This is a genomic window from Komagataeibacter kakiaceti JCM 25156 (assembly GCF_000613305.1).
The window spans coordinates 1-19,186 of sequence record NZ_BAIO01000016.1 but is presented as its reverse complement, the minus strand read 5'-3'; the positions used below and the strand labels follow the sequence as shown (position 1 = coordinate 19,186).

General features: G+C 59.0%; 11 protein-coding genes and 3 pseudogenes. 8 read left to right on the top strand and 6 right to left on the bottom strand.

Going from position 1 to position 19,186, the window contains the following annotated elements; genetic code table 11:
* From JCM25156_RS31970 to JCM25156_RS02845, 3 genes are all read left to right on the top strand, one after another.
* The coding region (locus JCM25156_RS31970; RefSeq protein ID WP_034958218.1) for an acetyl-CoA carboxylase biotin carboxyl carrier protein at positions 1-175 on the top strand (175 nt) is incomplete at its 5' end.
* Entirely contained in the window at positions 172-1,539 is a 1,368-nt protein-coding gene (accC, locus tag JCM25156_RS02850; protein WP_025812076.1) for an acetyl-CoA carboxylase biotin carboxylase subunit, read from the top strand. The genes JCM25156_RS31970 and accC, both read left to right, overlap by 4 nt.
* The gene (locus JCM25156_RS02845) at positions 1,536-1,997 is read left to right on the top strand and encodes an acetyl-CoA carboxylase biotin carboxyl carrier protein (protein WP_025812075.1); all 462 of its coding nucleotides are present in this window, start codon (positions 1,536-1,538) and stop codon (positions 1,995-1,997) included. Before accC ends, JCM25156_RS02845 begins: the two co-directional genes overlap by 4 nt.
* 353 nt (positions 1,998-2,350) lie before the next feature.
* Here the strand turns inward: JCM25156_RS02845 and JCM25156_RS02840 are convergent, their stop codons facing one another.
* Positions 2,351-3,553 carry a pyridoxal phosphate-dependent aminotransferase gene (locus JCM25156_RS02840; RefSeq protein ID WP_025812074.1) on the bottom strand — a complete coding sequence of 401 codons (1,203 nt, stop codon included), beginning with the start codon at positions 3,551-3,553 and terminating at the stop codon, positions 2,351-2,353.
* A 298-nt stretch (positions 3,554-3,851) separates the two neighbouring features.
* Here JCM25156_RS02840 and JCM25156_RS21015 point away from each other — a divergent pair.
* Positions 3,852-5,302, top strand: a pseudogene (locus JCM25156_RS21015) (aspartate ammonia-lyase).
* A gap of 4 nt (positions 5,303-5,306) precedes the next feature.
* On the opposite strand, the gene JCM25156_RS27580 reads toward JCM25156_RS21015, so the two are convergent.
* Positions 5,307-6,245 carry a LysR substrate-binding domain-containing protein gene (locus tag JCM25156_RS27580; RefSeq protein WP_183481717.1) on the bottom strand — a complete coding sequence of 313 codons (939 nt, stop codon included), beginning with the start codon at positions 6,243-6,245 and terminating at the stop codon, positions 5,307-5,309.
* A 377-nt stretch (positions 6,246-6,622) separates the two neighbouring features.
* Between JCM25156_RS27580 and JCM25156_RS21010 the strand changes: the two are divergent.
* Positions 6,623-9,101, top strand: a pseudogene (locus tag JCM25156_RS21010) (TonB-dependent receptor plug domain-containing protein).
* A 291-nt stretch (positions 9,102-9,392) separates the two neighbouring features.
* On the opposite strand, the pseudogene JCM25156_RS21005 reads toward JCM25156_RS21010, so the two are convergent.
* Both JCM25156_RS21005 and JCM25156_RS21000 read right to left on the bottom strand, forming a co-directional pair.
* A pseudogene (locus JCM25156_RS21005) lies at positions 9,393-11,869 on the bottom strand (phosphocholine-specific phospholipase C); the annotation flags it as partial.
* 130 nt (positions 11,870-11,999) lie between these two features.
* A complete protein-coding gene (locus tag JCM25156_RS21000) occupies positions 12,000-13,964 on the bottom strand; it encodes a TonB-dependent receptor (RefSeq protein WP_242402429.1) in 1,965 nt (654 codons plus the stop codon).
* A 33-nt stretch (positions 13,965-13,997) separates the two neighbouring features.
* On the opposite strand from JCM25156_RS21000, the gene JCM25156_RS31960 reads away from it, so the two are divergent.
* Positions 13,998-14,120 (top strand): hypothetical protein, encoded by a 123-nt coding sequence (locus JCM25156_RS31960; protein ID WP_277909320.1) that lies wholly within the window; start codon positions 13,998-14,000, stop codon positions 14,118-14,120.
* Between the two features lie 654 nt (positions 14,121-14,774).
* A complete protein-coding gene (locus JCM25156_RS20995) occupies positions 14,775-15,557 on the top strand; it encodes a MurR/RpiR family transcriptional regulator (protein WP_242402428.1) in 783 nt (260 codons plus the stop codon).
* A 119-nt stretch (positions 15,558-15,676) separates the two neighbouring features.
* Here the strand turns inward: JCM25156_RS20995 and JCM25156_RS02805 are convergent, their stop codons facing one another.
* Positions 15,677-16,375, bottom strand: a complete 699-nt coding sequence (locus JCM25156_RS02805) for a hypothetical protein (RefSeq protein ID WP_025812071.1) — start codon at positions 16,373-16,375, stop codon at positions 15,677-15,679.
* A gap of 389 nt (positions 16,376-16,764) precedes the next feature.
* Here JCM25156_RS02805 and JCM25156_RS02800 point away from each other — a divergent pair, with 389 nt between their 5' ends.
* A complete protein-coding gene (locus tag JCM25156_RS02800; RefSeq protein ID WP_025812070.1) occupies positions 16,765-17,814 on the top strand; it encodes an acyltransferase family protein in 1,050 nt (349 codons plus the stop codon).
* Positions 17,815-17,969: 155 nt separating this feature from the next.
* On the opposite strand, the gene JCM25156_RS02795 is transcribed toward JCM25156_RS02800, so the two are convergent.
* Positions 17,970-19,186, bottom strand: a 1,217-nt coding sequence (locus JCM25156_RS02795; RefSeq protein ID WP_025812069.1) for a PQQ-dependent sugar dehydrogenase, incomplete at its 5' end; no start/stop codon positions are given.

Genomic DNA, 19,186 nt, shown 5'->3' with positions numbered 1-19,186 from the left:
TGCGCCCTTTGTCACCGTAGGGCAGGCGGTGCAGGTCGGGCAGGAAGTGGGACTGGTCGAGGCGATGAAGGTGTTCAACGCCGTCCGCGCCACGGTCGCGGGCGAAATCGCGGCCGTGCTGGTGGAAGACGGCATGGAAGTGGAGGCAGGCACCCCCCTGTTCCGACTGGCATGAGTGAGACCAGACGTTTCAGCCGGGTGCTGATCGCCAATCGCGGCGAGATCGCCCTGCGTATCCAGCGCGCCTGCCGCCAGCTCGGGCTGGAGACGGTAGCCGTGCATTCCGAGGCCGATGCCGACAGCCGGCATGTGCATGAAGCCGATATCGCCCTGTGCATCGGCCCCGCCGCCGCGGCCCGCAGCTATCTTGATCCCGATGGGCTGCTGCTGGCGGCCAGGCTGACAGGCGCGCAGGCCATCCATCCCGGTTATGGCTTCCTGTCGGAAAACGCTGATTTTGCCGATGCGGTGGAAGCCGCGGGCCTGACCTTCATCGGCCCGACGGGCGCGTCCATCCGCATGATGGGCGACAAGATTACCGCCAAGCGCGCCATGCGCGAGGCCGGGGTGCCCTGCGTGCCCGGTTCGGACGGGCCGCTGCCCGCCGATATGGATGCGGTCAAGGCCATTGCCCTGCAGGTGGGCTTTCCGGTCATCGTCAAGGCATCAGGCGGTGGGGGCGGGCGCGGCATGCGCGTGGTCGAGCGTGAGGCGGATCTTGCGCAGGCGGTCACGCTCACGGCCAAGGAAGCCCAGCAGGCCTTTGGCAACCCGACGCTGTATCTCGAACGCTTCATGCAGAAGCCGCGCCATATCGAGATTCAGGTGCTGTGCGATACGCATGGCACGGCGCTCTGGCTGGGCGCGCGCGACTGCTCGTTGCAGCGCCGCCACCAGAAGGTGCTGGAGGAAGCCTCCGCCCCCGGCATCGCCCCCGGCACGATTGCCGAGATCGGTGAACGCTGCGCCGAGGCCTGCCGCCGCATCGGCTACCGGGGCGCGGGTACGTTCGAATTCCTGTATGAAGACGGGGTCTTCGCCTTTATCGAGATGAACACCCGCGTACAGGTCGAGCACCCCATTACGGAAGAGACGACGGGCGTCGATATCGTGGCCGGGCAGCTGCGGATTGCGCAGGGCGAGCCGCTTGGCATCGCGCAGGCGGATATTCCGCTGCTGGGGCATTCCATTGAATGTCGCCTCAATGCCGAGGATCCGTTCACCTTCATGCCCTCGCCGGGTACGATCACGCGCTGGGACCTGCCCGGTGGTCCGGGCATCCGGGTCGATACGCATGTGGTGGCGGGCTATACGGTGCAGCCCTATTATGATTCGCTGATCGGCAAGATCATCAGTCATGGCGCGACCCGCGCCGAAGCGATCGCGCGCATGCGGGTGGCGCTGGCGGAAATGCGGGTGGAAGGGGTTTCAACCAATATCGCCCTGCATCAGGATCTGCTGGCGGACCCCCAGTTCCAGCGTGGCGGGGTGGATATCCATTACCTTGAACGCTGGCTTGCACAAAGGACGGCCCCATGAACACCCGGCCCGAACAACTGGTGCCCGCCTTTGACCGGCTGCCCGAACCCGAACAGATCGCCCGGATGGCGACATGGCTGGCGCAGGCGGGGCTGGACAGTCTCGAACTGGCGAATGAGGCGGCGGGGCTGAAACTGCGCATCCGCGTGGGGCAGGTCGCCATGGGCACGACGTCCGCTCCCATCGTGGCCCCGGCGGCCCCGCAGGCCGGGACGACGACGGTTGCGGTGAAGGCTACGTATTTTGGCCATCTGTGCCTGACCCATCCGCTGCGTGACGCCCCCTTCGCGCCGGTCGGGGCAAAGGTGGGGCAGGGGGATGTGGTGGCGCTGCTGACACTTGATACCCTGCAGGTGCCCGTTCCCGCCCCCGTGGCGGGCACGGTGGTGGAAATCGTGGCCCAGCCCGATGCGCTGCTGGGTTATGGCGCGGTGATCCTGCATATCCAGCCGGACTGACACGATCACGCCGCCTTTTTGAAAAGGCGGCATTTCCTGACGTTTCTGCAGGAAGCTGAACCGGACACGTCTTTCATTGTTTGTGGTATGTTCCGTGGGCCGTATCGTCCTGTCCTGACGCATGACCCGGATCATAAAAAAAGCCGGAGCCTTCCATGGGGCTCCGGCTTTTTAATTTCGTGGGGCGGTCCTGAAGACTGCTTGAAAAGCCTGTCTTCAGGACGTTCCGCAAATCATAAGGGAGTTTTTGGTAAAGCTTTTTTCAAAAAGCTTCAGGAAACGCCGCCTCCCTGAAAAAAGGCGGCATCCTAAAACTTCCATTTTTTATCAATCAGCCGGTTTCAAACCGCCTCTTACTTCAGCCCGTCCACAAAGGCCGCGATCCGGCGGCAGCCTTCGCGCAGGGTGGCCGTGTCGGTGGCGTAGGAGATGCGGAAGAACGGGCTCATGCCGTAAGCCGCTCCCTGCACGGACGCCACCTGCTGTTCCTCCAGCAGCGCCATGACGAAATCGGCGTCGGTGGCGATCAGCCGCCCGCCCGCCGAGGTCTTGCCCATGCAGGCGCTGATGTCGGGATAGACATAGAACGCGCCCTGCGGCGTATGGCACTGCACGCCGGGAATGGCGTTGAGCAGGCTGACCACAAGATCGCGCCGGGCCTGGTATTCGGCGGCGCGGTCCTTCAGGTAATCCTGCGGGCCATTGAGTGCCGCCACGGCGGCCGCCTGCGCCAGCGTGTTGATGCCGCTGGTTGACTGGCCCTGCATGTTGTTCATGGCCGCGATCAGTTCGCGCGGGCCGCCGCAGTAGCCCACGCGCCAGCCGGTCATGGCATAGGCCTTGGATACGCCGTTGACGGTCAGCACGCGATCTTTCAGCCGGGGTTCGACCTCGGCCAGCGTGCAGAAGGTGAAGCCGTCATAGATCAGGTGCTCGTAGATGTCATCGGTCATGATCCACACCTGCGGGTGCTTCAGCAGGACGGCGGCGATGGCTTCCATGTCCGCGCGCGGGCAGCATGCGCCGGTCGGGTTGCCGGGGAAGTTGAGGACCAGCCATTTGGTTCTGGGCGTAATGGCGGCCTCAAGCGCCTCGGCCGACAGGCGGAAGCCACTCCCGGCGGGGCAGGGCACGGATACGATGCTGGCTCCGGCAAGGCGGGCGATGTCGGCATAGCTGATCCAGCTCGGGGTGGGCAGGACCACCTCGTCACCGGAGTTGATGGTGGCCATCATGGCGTCATAGATGATCTGCTTGGCGCCGTTGGCCACCAGAATCTCGTCAAGCGCGTAATCGAGGTGGTTTTCACGCTGGAACTTGGCCTGCACCGCCTTCTTGAGCGCGGGCTTGCCGTCCTGCGGGGGGTATTTGGTGTCCCCCGCATGCGCCGCGGCAATCGCGGCCTCCACCACATGCCCGGGCGTGGGAAAGTCCGGCTCGCCCGAGGAGAGGCTGACGATCTTCAGCCCTTCGGCCTTCAGCACCGATGCCTTGTCGGTCATCGCGGCGGAAGCCGAAATTCCAATTCCATTCAGTCGATCCGCAAACCCAGGCATCTGATGCTCTCTCCACTCTTGATCATGTAACGGAACACATGCTTTCGGCACATCGTAAATGGTTTCGATGCCAGTTAGATACCGACGAAAATTGTCTGGCCCCATACAACAATCCTATGAGGTCAGGACACACCCGCCCCCATAGGATCGGAAGAAAGACAGGAAATGGCGCGTGATGACGCGCGGTTCTGGCCCGCCTTCATGCGGGCCGGGATTTTTCTGGCATGATTCCAAACGTGGATAGACCGAAATGACTAATATGTCCCCGCCCGCAAAAGATGCCGCTCTCCGCGTGCCCATGGGCCAGATGCCGCCAGCGGGACAGGGGGAAGGCGCACCGGGTTGCCGCGTCGAACGCGATCTGCTGGGTGAGGTCGCGATTCCGGCCGGTGCCCTGTGGGGCGTGCATACAAAGCGCGCGGTCGAGAACTTTCCCATAAGCGGCATGCCCATCGGTGCGTTCGGGGAGCTGGTTCAGGGGCTTGCAACCGTCAAGCAGGCGGCGGCGCGGGCCAACCTCGCCCTTGGCTATCTGGACAGGACGCGCGCCGACGCCATCGAGGCCGCATGTAAGCGGATACGGAACATCCCCGCCTATCATGACCAGTTCGTGGTGGACGCCATGCAGGGTGGGGCGGGTACGTCCACCAACATGAACGCCAATGAAGTCATTGCCAACGTCGCCCTTGAACTGCTGGGTGAAAAGCCGGGCACGTACGCCGTGCTGCACCCCAACGACCACGTCAACATGGCGCAATCCACCAATGATGTTTACCCGACCGCGCTCCGTCTGGGCCTGCTGCTGGCGGTCGATCCGCTGGTGGCGGCGCTTGAGGGACTGCTTGACGCGCTGGATGAAAAGGCGCGGGCGTTTGGCGCGATCCTGAAGGTGGGACGCACGCAGTTGCGCGATGCGGTGCCGATGACGCTGGGGCAGGAATTCAGGGCTTTCCATACCGCCATCGCCACTGAAATCAGAAGCATAAAGGCGCATGCTACCGCTTTCGAACAGGTCAATCTGGGGGGGACGGCCATTGGCACGGGCCTGAATACCGACCCGCGTTACGCCCCGACCGTGATGGCGGAACTGCGCGTGCTGACCGGACGGCCCATGACCGGTGCGCCGGACCTGATCGAGGCGACATCCGATGTGGGGGCCTTTGTCCTCTTTTCCGGTGCGCTCAAGCGGCTGGCGCTGAAACTGTCCAAGATGTCCAGTGATCTGCGCCTGCTTTCCAGCGGGCCACGGGCTGGCCTGGGGGAGATCGTGCTGCCCGCGGTGCAGGCGGGGTCTTCCATCATGCCGGGCAAGGTCAATCCCGTCATACCCGAGGCGGTCAATCAGGTGGCCTATCTTGTGGCCGGTCATGATATGACCATTACCATGTGCGCCGATGGCGGCCAGTTGCAGCTCAATCCGTTCGAGCCGATGATTGGCTACTGCCTGTTCACCTCCATCAGGATATTGCGCGCGGCCATCGAAACCCTGACAACGCGGTGCATCAGCGGTATTTCAGCCGATCGGGAGCGGTGCGGGTATCTGTCCAGCATCAATATCGGAATCATTACGGCGCTGGTTCCGGTGTTGGGTTACGATGTCTGCTCGACCATTGCGAAGCGCGCGCTGGCCGAAAACCGCAAGGTGACGGACCTGATCGTGGAGGAAAAACTGCTTTCCCCCCAACGGCTGGCGGAACTGCTGCGCCCCGATGCGCTGACCAGCCGAATGTGGGCAGGCAGGCGGGCTGAACGGTCAGGCGGAAGGCTGGGTTCCCGGCCAGTTGTGCGAGGCGGCCATTGTCTTCGCCAGATCAATGAGCAGCTCGCGCACCGCCACCGATGCTTCCGTTTCCGGTATGATTTCGGGAACGCAGAGCGAAACATCTTCCTGAATGACGGGATTGCGCAGCGGGTAGATGCGCGATCTGCCCGGCACGACAATCCGGCTGGCGACGGACCATGGCAGGATGGTGCTGCCAATGCCCTCTTCTATGGCGCCCTGCAGGGTGATCAGCGCCTCGATCTCGGCCACGATGCGTGGTTCAAGCTGCTTGCGCATGAAGGCCATGTCCACGCTCTTGCGGACAAAATTGTGCTTGGGCGGCAGAAGCAGCGGAATGTCCGCTATGTCAGCCAGTTGCACCGCCCCGGCTTCATCCTGCGGAAATTCCAGCGCCTGGGGGGCGAGCAGGAAGAATTCCTCCTTCATCAGCGGGGTGAAGACCACCCCCTTGATCGGCCCGGCGCCGTGGATCACGGCCATGTCCAGCCGCCCGGTCATGATCAGTTCGCTGTAGATGTCATCAAAACTTTCGGTCAGGTGCAGCGTAATATTGGGCAGGCGCTCACGCACGCGCTGCAGCAGTTTGACCGAAAGCGTGGAGCCCGCGCTATAGGGTGACAGCCCGACCGAGACCTTGCCCACCAGCGGGCCGGCCCCCTGGCTGATTTCAACCATGGCCCGGTCGAACTGTTTGGTCAGGGTCTGGGCATGCCGGTACAGTTCCGCCCCGGCGGTGGTGGGGGTGACACCGCTCTTGCTCCGGATGACGAGCTTCTGTTTGAAGACGTTTTCAAGTGTGGCCAGTTGCTGGCTCAGTGCGGGCTGGGCAATGTTGAGCAGGTCAGCCGCACGGGAAATGCTGCCAAGATCAATGATTTTTATAAAAGCCTGCAGTCGCCGTATATCCAACTGGAACTCCATGAGTTTTATGGGCTAGGGGCTTTACTTCATTGATAATACGGATGTTTCTTTAATTGTCAATATATTGACACGATATATGCGGGACGTTTCGGGATATTGACGCGGCCTTCATGCTTGGCCCGCATGGGGGATCGTTCTGGCCGCGAAACGCGGCTGAACAATACTTGCCATGACAGTGTCAAAAACGCGACACTTCTGAAACTCTACAGCGATTTCAATTATATAGTTTGTGCTTTCCAAGCAAGAACCTGCTCTGGCTTCCAACATATCAATAATCCATATGACGCCACATCATAACGAGTACGCATCATAACCTCAGCACATATTCGTTACGAATGTCTGGCGAGTTTCAGGGGGGAAGGCAAATGGCATGCCTGTCAAAGCGGAAGTTATATCTGGTGGCTGGAGTAGCTTTTGGTACATTTGTACCGGCTGTGGGTGAAGCCGCCACGGCAACCGTTTCCACCCCCGATAAACATTACAAGGTCGAGGCCCGCAAAAAGGCGCCCGCGCAGACACACGCCACGGCCGCGGCCCTGCGCGCCTCCGCCGAGCCGGAAGTGATCCATGTGGGCGGTCATTCGACCAATTCCATCTTCTCCCCCGGCACGGCGCGCCACAGCACCACGCAGGTTACGGTCGTGACCGGCGCGGAACTGCTCAAGACCGGCCAGAGCAATGTGCTGTCCGCGCTGGCGCAGGCCAACCCCGCCATCACCACCGCGGCCCTGCCCGGTGGCGGCGCAAGCTCCTTTGTCCAGACCATGCAGCTTCGTGGCCAGTCACCTGATGATACGCTGATCCTGGTCAACGGTCACCGCCGTCATATCGGGGCCAACTTCAATTCGAACGCGGGCACCAACTGGGGCAGCGAACCGGCTGATATTTCGCTTATCCCCATCAGCGCGATCGACCATATCGAAGTCATTACCGAAGGGGCTTCCGCGCTGTATGGGCAGGACGCCATCGCGGGCGCCGTCAATATCGTGCTGAAGCGCGATACGCATGGCGGCAGCATCAACTTCAAGAACAGCGGTTATTACGCGGGCGATGGCCAGGCGCTTGACGGTTCGGCCAACTACGCCATGGCGCTGGGCAACAAGGGCGGCTACCTTGACCTTGCGGCGCAGGTTACCCACCAGCTTCCCACAACCCGGGGCGGTGATTTCTACGGCACCCTGTTTGCCGATCCCACCCGCAACGCCACGGCGGACCGCGATGTGCAGCGCGGCCTGGGCCTGCCCAAGACCACGCTCGAAACCCTGAGCGAGAACATGTCCATTCCCGTGACGAAGGGGTTCAGTTTCTACAGCACCTCCACCTTCTCGCACCGCCGGGCCAATGTGCCGGAAACCTTCCGTGCCAATTCGGGGGTGGATACATGGGTCAATCCCTCGCTCTACCCCAATGGTGACCAGCCCTACATCACCATGGACCAGTACGATTTCGAGACGGATAACGGAATCCGCACGCATAAATTCGGTTTCGCATGGGATGCGTACGTAACCTACGGGCGTGATCAGCAGACCTACGGCACCAAGGATTCCGAAAACGCGTCGATGACGGGGGGTATGTATACATATGACCCGACCCAGACATCCTTCTACGATGGTCAGTCGATTTCCTCCGAACTGACAACCGGCCTGAAGGGGTCGCGTTCGTTCCATACCGGTCTTCTGCCCAAGGACATCAACCTGAAGTTCGGCGCGGAATATCGTCACGACACCTTCCAGATGACGCAGGGCGAGACCGCATCCTGGGGTGGGCAGGGCGCGACCGATCATCCCGGTAACGTGCCCATGGCGGTCACGAACCAGAACCGTGACGTGTATGAAGGTTTCGCCAACCTTGATTTCTTCATAACCAAAAAGTGGGAATGGACACTTGGCGGGCGTGTCGCCAGTTACAACAACCTGGCTACGGTCGAGACCGGTTCCGTGGGCACGCGCTACAACTTCAACAAGCGCTGGGCGATCCGGGCCAACATCAATTCCGGTTACCGTCCGCCCACGCTGGGTGAAATGTCCTATTTCTACTCGGCTCCCTATCCCGGTTACACCGTGGACCAGGTGCCCGCGAACAGCGCCATCGCCAAGTATCTGGGCGCTGGCAACATGAAGGGTGAATATTCCCGCAGCTATACGATCGGGCTTGATGCGACGCCTGTGGATGATTTCCACATCACGGGCAACCTGTATTACATCGCGATCAATGACCGCATGGGCAGCACGGAATCCTATACGGTCAACCCGAACGATGCGACGTTGCAGCAACTGCTGGCGCAGGCCAACATCTCGAGCGCCACGTCACTGTCCTACTATGCCAACCTCTATAACACCCAGACATTTGGTGGTGACCTGAACGCCGATTACACCCTGCATACGCACCGGTTCGGTAAGTTCCGCTTCGCCATGGGCATCAACTTCTCCGATAACGAGATCCGCTCGGCCCGCAATAATCTGGTGAATGAATACACCAAGGAAATGGTGCTGCATTCCGCCCCGAAAAACCGCGAACAGATCAGCGTGAACTGGCAGTACAAGAAATGGTCGGTCTTCGTGCAGGAAATGCGCTACGGCTCCATTACCTATATGGCCGCCCCCACCGGCCCCGGTTCCGTGCCGTTTGAACAGAACCCGGCCTTCATCACCAACCTGGAAGTGGACTACAAGCCCATGCCGCGCTGGACCATCGGGGTGGGCGCCAACAACCTTGGCAACAAATACCCGACCCGCATTTCCAGTGCGATCGCCAACTCGCAGCAGGGGCTTGCAAAGTATGCTTCCTACTCGCTACGGGTTCAATGGCGGCATGTATTACGTCAAGACCTCCCTCGACTTCTGAGGACAGACAGGAAATACAGGCATGAGTTCAGAATCGTGCCTGAAAATAAATTATGAGATTTTCCGGGTGCCGCCTTTTTCAAGGCGGCATTTTTTTTGAAGATTTTTGAAAGCCTGCCTTTAAAACATTCCGCAAATCCCGAGGAAGTTTTTGGTGAAGCCTTTTTCAAAAAAAAAGGCGACACCCGGAAACTTCCGTATGATTTACGCGCCGTTTCATGGGCTGGCCTTGAAACTGTTTCCTGTCAGCGATCGGATATCTACCTGCGGTCCGGTCTGCCCGGATTGCGGCGCCCATGGCGGGGTCCGTTCGTCCGGGCTGGCCGGTCTCGATCCGCCCGGCGAACTGGTAGAGCAGCGCGCTTTCGTCCGGACTGGTGAGCGTGACATCATACCACATCATGTTCTGCGTCAGGTCGAATGGCGCTTCGGCCGTATGGCCGGGCGCCACATGCAGCAGCTGTGTCGCGCCGTCTCCGGCCAGTGTGCAGTTCACATCCACCGGCCTCGATCCGTGGTTTGTGATCCGCAGGACCAGATCTTTTCCTGCGCCACGCAGACAGGCGCATTCCGCCTGCAGGCGCAGACCGCCCTGCGCCCCCCTGAACAGACGGTAGAAACCGTTAGGCGCATGCACGGCTACGTCGTAAAGGCCGTTGCGGAATTCCGAGAGGGCGAAGGCGCTGTCCAGCGTATCGCCCGCCGCCACGGCGTAAGTGCCCGCCTGCATGCCGGTTTCGGTTTTCACGCCATGGCGATAGATATTGAATGGCAGGCCAGCGGCGTGGATGCCGAACCGGTCCTTTCCGGCGCGGAGATGGATGAGTGCCGCCTTCCCATCCGCTGAGATGCCACCGTTGCAATACGGTTCATAGGGCAGGGGGCAGGCGGGACGGGTGCCCGTTTCCTGTTTTACGGTCTCGCGCATTTTTTGCGGATTATCACGCAGCGCCGCGATTTCCGTCGTGCCCAGCGCGCGGAAACCGCCGGGCATCGGCTGATTACGCGCTTTCTCGACGGTATGCAGGTAGGCGTCGCGCTCCAGAAAGGGCAGGGTAGGAATGCTGCCGTCGTAAGGGCGGAAACACGATGTCAGGTCGCCGCTGATGGCGCGACGCCAGGGCGAAATATTGCTTTCCCTGATTTTCTTGCCGGATTTGCTCCTGACGAACGCCTCCAGAAAACGCAGCGTGGACGTATGTTCGAACAACTGGGAATTGACCCATCCGCCCCGGCTCCATGGTGAGGCGACGATCATCGGCACCCGATACCCCAGCCCGACCGGCCCGCTGCGCGCCAGGCGTTCGGGTACCCCGCGTTTCATTTCATCCCGCGCACTCGTATATTCCAGCCCGGCCTGCCCGATACTGTGTGATGAATATCCGGTTTCCGGTCGCCTGGGGTCAGGCGCGGCATAGGAGCAGCAATGGTCGAAATAACCGTCATTTTCATCATAAGTCATGATGAAAATCGTTTTTTTCCAGACCTCGGGATTTTCGGTCAGAATGTCCATGATCTCCGAAACATACCAGGCCCCATACCATGGGGAGGTCGGGTGGTCGGAGAAATGCTCGGGCGCGGCCAGCCATGACACTGTTGGCAGTCCGCCCGTCCTTACATCCTGACGGAACTGATGAAGGACATCGCCCTTTGGCGCGTCCATGTGGATGGTCTTCCCGCCATCGTGGAAAGTCAGTTTCTCAAGCTGGCGGTAATGGCTGTCGCCACTGTTGGTGGTGAAAGCCTTCTCGAACAGCCTGCGTTCGCGGGGTGTCAGTTTATCCACCGACTGTCCGGCCGTCGTGCGGCGTCGTAGCAGTACATTCAGCAGTTCACGGGCTTCAGCAAGCTGCTCGGCATGGGTTTCGGAAACGAGCATTTCCTGGCTGTTCAACCGCTCGATATGGTTCCGGCAGTCGCTGATACGTTCTTCAAGCCAGGTGGCGAAACCCGGATTGGCCGTGACGTGGTACTGATCGAAATATTCCAGGACATTGCAGCCGAAATTGGAAAGCCATGCCCGTTCCTTCCCGTTCATGCCGCCGGTCTGTGAAAGTTCGTTCTGATAGAATTTCCATGAAACCCCGGCCTGCTCCAGCCGCTCGGGGAACGTGGTCCATTTCATGCCGCCTTCGCAGATTTCACCATTGCGCATGTAGACACTGGACGTTGCATCCTGCCGGTCACGCACGGTTCCGGTCCAGAATAACAGCCGGTTGGGCGTGGTGCTGGTCATCGCGCCACAGTAATTCTGGTCGCATACGGTAAAGGCATCGGCCAGTGCGTAATAGAATGGCAGGTCATCACGAGTGTAATGACCCATGGTCAGCGGATAGCTGGCATAATCCTTGTGGTGCGACTTCTTGGCGTCGATCCACCTGTCATGCCCGCCATTGTTCCATGCATCGACCTGACTGTCGCGGGAATGCGGGATGGAGCCCATCCATGTCACGCGCGTGTCACGGATATTGAGCCGCCAGGCAGGTAGGTCTCGCCTGACTGGCTGCTCTGGACGAAGGCCGGGTTGCCATCGGGCAACCGCATGGCCCGTGGGTCATTAAACCCCCGCACGCCCTGAAGGGTGCCAAAAACATGATCGAAAGACCTGTTTTCCTGCATGAGGATCACGACATGCTCGGCATCCTGCCAGGTGGAACCGACCTCCGGCGCGATGGCGAAGGCCCGGCTGATGGCGGCGGGCAGTCTTGAAGCCGAACCGACGGCGCCGGACAGAAGGGCATATTTCAGGAAATCTCTACGTGTCGTCATGGTTCGCTCATGCAGGGTGTGTCAGGTTGGAAAACCGGATGGAACAATGTGCGGTACGGCGGGTATTCGCCTCAATGCGCGCGAACGCGGCGCCGGGTGGGGCGTGGGGCGTTTCATGTTGCCCTTTCCATCAGAAATCAGCGGAAAGGGTGGCCATGACGATGAACGGGGAGGCGATGACATAGGTCGGCTGGGAACCCGAAAAGGTCTTTCCCGTCACGATGCCCTTCTGGGTCGTTGCGTTGGTCGTATATCCATACATTGACGAGAGGTAATGATTGTTCCCAAGATTGACAAGATTCAGCCTCAGCTTCGGCGCGACCCGGCCGACCTTCGGCAGGGTCCGGCCAAAGCCCAGATTGGCCGTTACATAGCTGGGAATGCTCTGGTCGTTCATGAGCGTCGAGTACTGGGAGTCGGTATATTGCAACGTGAAGTTGCCGAACCATTTACCGTCATTATACGTCAGGCCAAGTGATCCGGAGAATTTGGGCGCGCCGACTTCCTGTTTTCCCTTTGTCGCCAGATAGTCGCCTTCATAGGCGATATTGTTGCCATTTCTGGTGTGCATGTACTGGCCGGATGCATAGAAGCTGACATGGTGCCAAGGATGCGTGGCAAGTTCGGCCTGAATGCCATAAGCCTCCAGCCCGCCGGCATTGATCAGCTGTGATATTGTTGATGTTGATCCGGGTTCATAACTTTCGGCGGAGACCTGATGGTTCGTTACGTTGTAGTGGAACCCGGCCAGGTTGGCCATCATAAGACCACTGTAGCGATAGCCGACTTCTTCCGTAATCATGTATTCCGGCTTGTAATCGGACATCGGCAGGGATGTCGCCTTGCCGGTGGAATAACTGTAGGAGGCAAGCTGGGAGCTTAATGCGGCCGGAAGGTGGTAACCCGTTGTCCCGTTGACGTAAATCTGGTGTTTTGGATTGAAACGATAGCTGATGAGAACCTGGGGCGAGGGCACGAATACGTTTTCAATCGACTTCCTGGCCGTGACACCGGGCAGATCCTGGGTGAACTGGCGGTTCACCATCGCCATCCTTATGCCGCCATCAATTGTCAGCCGGTCATGAAGAAACGACATCTTGTCATCCACGGCAAAACTGTTCAGTTGCTGGAGACCGTTTTCATTATCTTCATCTATGGGAAGGCCGCCATTTGCCGTCAGCGGCGCGCCATGGGAACTCCAGTGCCCGGTGCTGCTGACGGGGTAGAATGACTGGTTGGCCGCTTCCTGTGCGTAGGAATACCAGTAAGAGAAGTTCAATGTATTGAACTTGTGCTTCCAGTGCCCGACAAGTGTCAGGCCGGACGAGATCGTATACCAGTTCGAGACTTCGACGGATGTCAGCTTGCTGCTGGTGGGACTATACCCCGGAAGGTTCTGGTAATTATCCAGATGCTGGTATTTGTCGGCGCCGGTATACCCGTTCGAAACGGGCACGCTTTCCCCGTAATAATAGGGGCCGTGGAATTCAACGGAGTAGGCTTCCGCGTCAAGGCTCAGCCCATGGCCGAAAGTGAAATGATTTTTCAATGCGCCATAGATGGCCCCGGTATTCTTGCCATTCAGGCCGACATAATGTGTATCGCCGTTATAATACTGGTTGTTCAGGCCGTAATTGACGCCATATGTCTTCCAGTTCGCCAGCGATGGATAGAGCCATTCGCCCTGCGCGGCCTGTGTAAAGCCGAAGATGGCTTCCGAATCATTGCCCGGAGACCAGTTTTTTGTCAGCGCGGCATCCACGTGCCACCTTCTTATGTCACCCTCTCCACGCCACATGTCGCTACGGGAATAGGAACCGGAAACAAAGGCGCGCACGCCGGATCGCCCGATTTCACCCGTATCGTAGCGGATAAAGTCCTTGTTGGTGCCATATGAACCGCCAGAGCCGGAAATATGGATGTTCTGGTGGTCGGACGGGCGGCGTATCGAGGTGGAAATCTCGGCGCCCGTGGCGTTGTAGGTTGGTGAATTGATGTCAACCGAACCCTGCAGCACGTTGACCTGCCCCATGTTCTCGCTATCGACGAGGGAGGGGGTATAGGTGCTGTATGTAAAGGGGTTTGCGGCGGGCATGCCTCCAGCGTCACACCGATTTCCGCCTGCGCCATGCCGCGGATATGGATGGTGGAGAAGGATGTCGTAAGCGGGCCTTCGCTTGCGGATACAACGCCGGGCAGTGTCTGGATAAGTGATTCGATTGTCGAGGTCGGTGACTGCATGGCGATATAGTCATGCGAGAGCGAACTGATGGTTTTGGGGGTGGTATGGCGCACCATCATGCCGCCGCCCGCGACCTTGCGGCGGGAAAGGACGGCGATTTTTTCAGCCGAGTCCTTTGATTTGTCCGTCGGTTTTTTGGACACGGCCGGGTCGGCCTGTTTTGCCCGTGGCTGCTTATTATCAGACCGGTCTTTAGCCATTGCTGATGTGTCGTAAGCAAAGACCCAGACAGCACTCAACAGTAAAGCTCTTTTCATTGCCATGTGGCTGTTCCAATAATGAATCGTAATGCGCGTTCATCTATCAAGTTTTTAAACTGGTTTATACTGGTTCAATAAAACTTCATTTAAACTTCTTCAAATATTCACATAAGGCGGGTGGACACACTGAAAAGCGGCGGCTGGCAGGGGGAAGGTGCCCCGGTTTGTGAATTTTTTATTTATTCCGGGCTTCATTCCACTGTGAAGGAATGAAGATTCTGTCCCGCCAGTGATGAATGGGGGTGCAACATCTGGGGAAAGGGAGCATCCCACCGGGGCATGAGCGCCGCGCCGCCCGGAAACTTTTACTTTTTCTGTAAATGTCGTCTTCCCGATCTGCCATGCTACGGCGTATCGTGCCTATGGATTGACGGAAAAGATGAAAGCATCGGAAAGAAAGCGCATGGTGACCGGACACAAGCCCCCCACAACATATGAGGAGCTTATGCGCATCATCCATGACCGCTACGACCAGATGAGCGGTTCCTACCAGAAGATTGCCGTGTACATAACGCAAAACCCGAATGATGTCGCCATCGTCTCGGTTCATGTGGCAGGCGAGAAATGCGGGGTCCATGCGTCGGGCTGCGTCCGTTTTGCCCAGTCCCTTGGTTATCGGGGGTTCAGGGAACTTCAGGCGGTGTTCCGGCGGCGTCTTTCCACGGGTGTGCAGAGGGTGGAGGATGAACCGGATGGCGGGGAGGAGCATGGGGAGATGCGTTTCCTGCGGGAACTGATCCTGCGTGACATTTCATCCCTGAAGGAACTGCTCATAAATGTTTCCGAAGAACAGGTCGCGGAAGCTGTTGATCTCATGGAAACGGCGGATACGATCTATCTGATCGGCCAGCTCCGCTCCGCGCCCGTGACCGAACTCCTGCGCTATACACTTACAATGCTTGGCAAGCGCACGGTCCTGCTGGATGCGGCGGGTGGCCTTGCAACTCATATGGCCAGGGCCATCCGGCCGCACGATCTCCTGTTCGTGGTTTCATTCCGCTTCTATGCGAACGAGATCGTGAATATTGTAGGGGAAACGGCCAGTCGGGATATACCGTGGTGGCCATCAGCGACAGTACGTTATCGCCCGTGGCAAAGCATGCGCGCGTACTCTTTACCGTGCCGGAGCATGAATACACGTTCTCCCGTTCGCTGGCCGCGCCCATGTGTCTGGCGCAGGCCCTGATCGTCGCCCTGGCGTCGCGGTTGCAGAATAAATCCCGCAAGCCACGGATTCCGGTTGTCACGCAGAAGTAGGGTGGCGGAACTGCCCGACCTGTTCAGGCAGATCGGTTTTCAACATGGTCAGTGGGGCGATGTATCTTCATGGCCGCCCATGCCGGGTGCGCCCATGGCAGTCATATCCTCGCCCGACTGCATGCCGCCCCCGCTCCCGGCATTGCCCGAACCTTCTTTTTTTCCCTCATCCTTTCCACGCGCGCCCGAGGCCTGAGTACGGGCCGGCCCCTGCATCGGAATGGCCAGGTCGGAGGGAACGGGTTCGAGATCGAGCGCCTTTCGGATAAAATTGCGCAGGGAGATGACCAGATCATGCGTATGCACGCGCTGTCCGGCCACCAGTTCCCGCGCCGCGTGTTCGGCCAGGCGGACATGTTCTTCCGTGCCCAGAAGAATGATATCCGATAACGCGGCCTCAACGGCATCACGGATGCGCCGCGCCCGTTCGGTTCCCGTTGTACTGGCGGCATCCATTCCGTCATCCATGGCAGGGGCGGCGGGAATGTCCGTCCTGTTTACGGTGCGAAGTTCCCGGCGGTGGCGTGGATCCACGGCCAGATCCCCGGTAAAGGAACCACCCAGCGTGCGATAGGCGGCAATCAGGGTGCGCAGGCGTTCGTTGATCTGACGGTTCATGCGCTCACGCCGCTGCTGGATGACAACCATCATCAACAGCCGGATGCCAACACCTATCAGCGTAATCAGGAACAGCCCGATCATGGTGATCAGGAAGCTGTGCCACGAACTGAAATCAAGATTGCGCACTGCGGGCTCCTTGCATGCGGGCTGCGTATTACAAAAGGCGTAACAACCGTAACCTGTAAATCCGCATTGGGTGGTACGATCCTGAATACCGTGTTTTCCTGATTCACGACATGCCGCAGCAGGTAGGCGCATGGCATGGAAATTATCTGATCCATGTTAGTCCATAATACGGAAACTCTTGCGGCGGCATGCCGTTACGGGCACAGGCATCATATGCGCTATGTGTTTGTTCTGTAGTGTAGTTGTCCTGATTACTCCATATCGACAATAAACTTTCATATTCATTCATATTTTTTCGTGATTCATGTCGAATTCACGTCCCGATAAAGCGCGCATGTTTGCGTCCCTCCTCCGATACCCAGAAGAAAGCCAGGTTCATGCGGAAACAGATGTTCCATACAGTGGACGGACTGCGTGGTATTGCTGCAATCGGGGTGGCGATGCTCCATATGCGCATATTATTTCCCACGGTGTGGTATCTGCGCGGCGGGTACCTGGCGGTTGACCTGTTCTTCTGTTTGAGTGGATTTGTATTGGCCGAGGCCTATTCGGCCCGGCTGGATGCCGGTTTTCCACTATCCGTTTTTGTCAGGAAACGTCTGTTGCGCCTGTGGCCGCTTTACGCTCTCGGCCTGACAATCGGTGCCTTCATGACCATACTGCGTATTGCTTTTGGTTATGATTCCCCCGCCAGCCTGATCTCTTTCATTCCCGCACTGTTTTATGTGCCGTGGGATGGGCCGCTGGGTGAACTTTATCCCCTCAATTTCCCCGCATGGTCGCTTTTTTATGAACTGGTGGTCAATATCCTCATGGTCGTGATCTGGCGCAGGCTCGATAACCGGACGCTCATGACACTCATCGGCCTTTCGGGTATCGGTCTTGTTGTTTCAGCATTTATGTGGGGCTCCCTGAACGCCGGTTTTTCGTGGGGTGGGGCAGGTGTGGCCACGGCGCGGGTGGGGTTTTCATTCTTTCTTGGTATCCTGCTATGGCGGATGAAACCGGCGCCCTCCCATCTTGGCGCATGGGTGCCTGCCGTCCTGCTGGCTGTCGCGCTCATGGTCGATGGCGCGGGTGTGCCGCGCGCCGTAACCGATCTGGTCAATGTGATGGTGGTGTTCCCCGTGATCGTGTGGCTTGGCGCCGTAACCCGGCCCCATGGAATCAGCCTGCTGTTTTTTGAAGCAATCGGGGCGGCGTCCTATGCGCTCTATACCATTCACATGCCCATGCTGCGCCTGCTGGCCATGTTCATAAGCAAGGTCATGCATATTCCCCTTGATACCGTTCCCTATGCGGTCTGTCTGGCAATTCTGGCGGGTCTGCTCACGCTTGCATGGTTCCTCAACCGGATAGACATCACGGTGCGGGCAAGGCTGGATGATTTCCTGAAAAAAGGTGTGCAGCAACCCGCCGGAAACCGGGCCCCGGTCTGACAGGGCGCGTCAATGGCCCTGCGGAACAGCCCTTTCCAGATACTGTTCCATAAATCAGAAGAAAGCTTCGGGAAGCGCCGCCTTCCTGAAACAACGGCGGCACCCGGAATTTTTACCTTTTCAACAGCGTCTCGTAATAAACTCCGGTCCGCCGGTCACGGCTGGTGCGCGGCCGTCACCCGCCAGACCGTGTTGCCCACATCATCTGCCACCAGAAGGGCCCCCGAACCATCCAGCGCCAGGCCAACGGGCCGTCCGTGAACATGGTCTTCATCTTTCGTCAGGAAGCCTGTCAGCACATCCTGTGGTGGCCCGGACGGCTGGCCGTTATCAAAGGGGATATAGATGACCTTGTACCCGCTTTTCGGGCGTCTGTTCCACGAACCATGCTGGGCCACGAACAGACCATGCCGCCACTGGTCGGGCAGGGCCGTCGCATCGTCCGAAAAAGTTATGCCGAGCGACGCCGTATGGGTGCCAACGGCATAATCCGGCGCGATCGCCCGGGCGACAAGATCGGGTTGCTGCGGCTGGACGCGCTGGTCAACATGCTGCCCGTAATAACTGTATGGCCAGCCGTAGAACGCCCCTTCCTTTACCGCGGTAATGTAGTCAGGCACCAGATCGCTGCCGATTTCGTCACGTTCATTGACGACAGCCCACAGCGCGCCCGTCTGGCTGTTCCACGCCAGGCCGTTCGGGTTCCGAAGCCCGGTCGCATACGGGCCCAGTTCCCCCGTGGACAGGTCCAGACGGTCTATGCGCGCCCGGCCCTTTTCGGCTTCCATGCCGTTATCGGCGGCATTGCTGTTCGATCCCACCGTGACATAGAGAAAGCGGCCATCGGGACTGGCCAGAATGTTCTTCGTCCAGTGGTGGTTGTAACCGGCGGGCAGATCAGCAACCTTCACGCCGGGATCATGAATCGCGGTTTCTCCCTCCTGATAGGGAAATTTCATGATGGCGTTGGCGTTCGCTACATAAAGGTCGGATCCGATCAGCGCGATCCCGAAGGGTGAATAGAGGTGTTCCAGAAATACCGCGCGCAGATCGGCCCGGCCATCCCCATCCGTGTCCCGCAGCAGGATGATTTTGTCTGGACTCCGTTCACCCGCCCCGGCCCGCCCCATGATGAAACGCGCCACACGGTTCTTCAGGGTGGTGATGTCCGTTCCCGGTGAATTGCTTTCCGAAACCAGAATATCCCCGTTCGGCAGCCTGTACAGCCAGCGCGGATGATCCAGCCCCGTCGCGTAGGCGCTGACGGACAGGCCGGCGGGCACGGCGGGCTTCTGTCCGTTCTCCCACCTGCGCGGGGTGGCGACATTGATTGTCGGCATCAATGTCGCGTTGGGCGGGGGCAGTTCGGGGT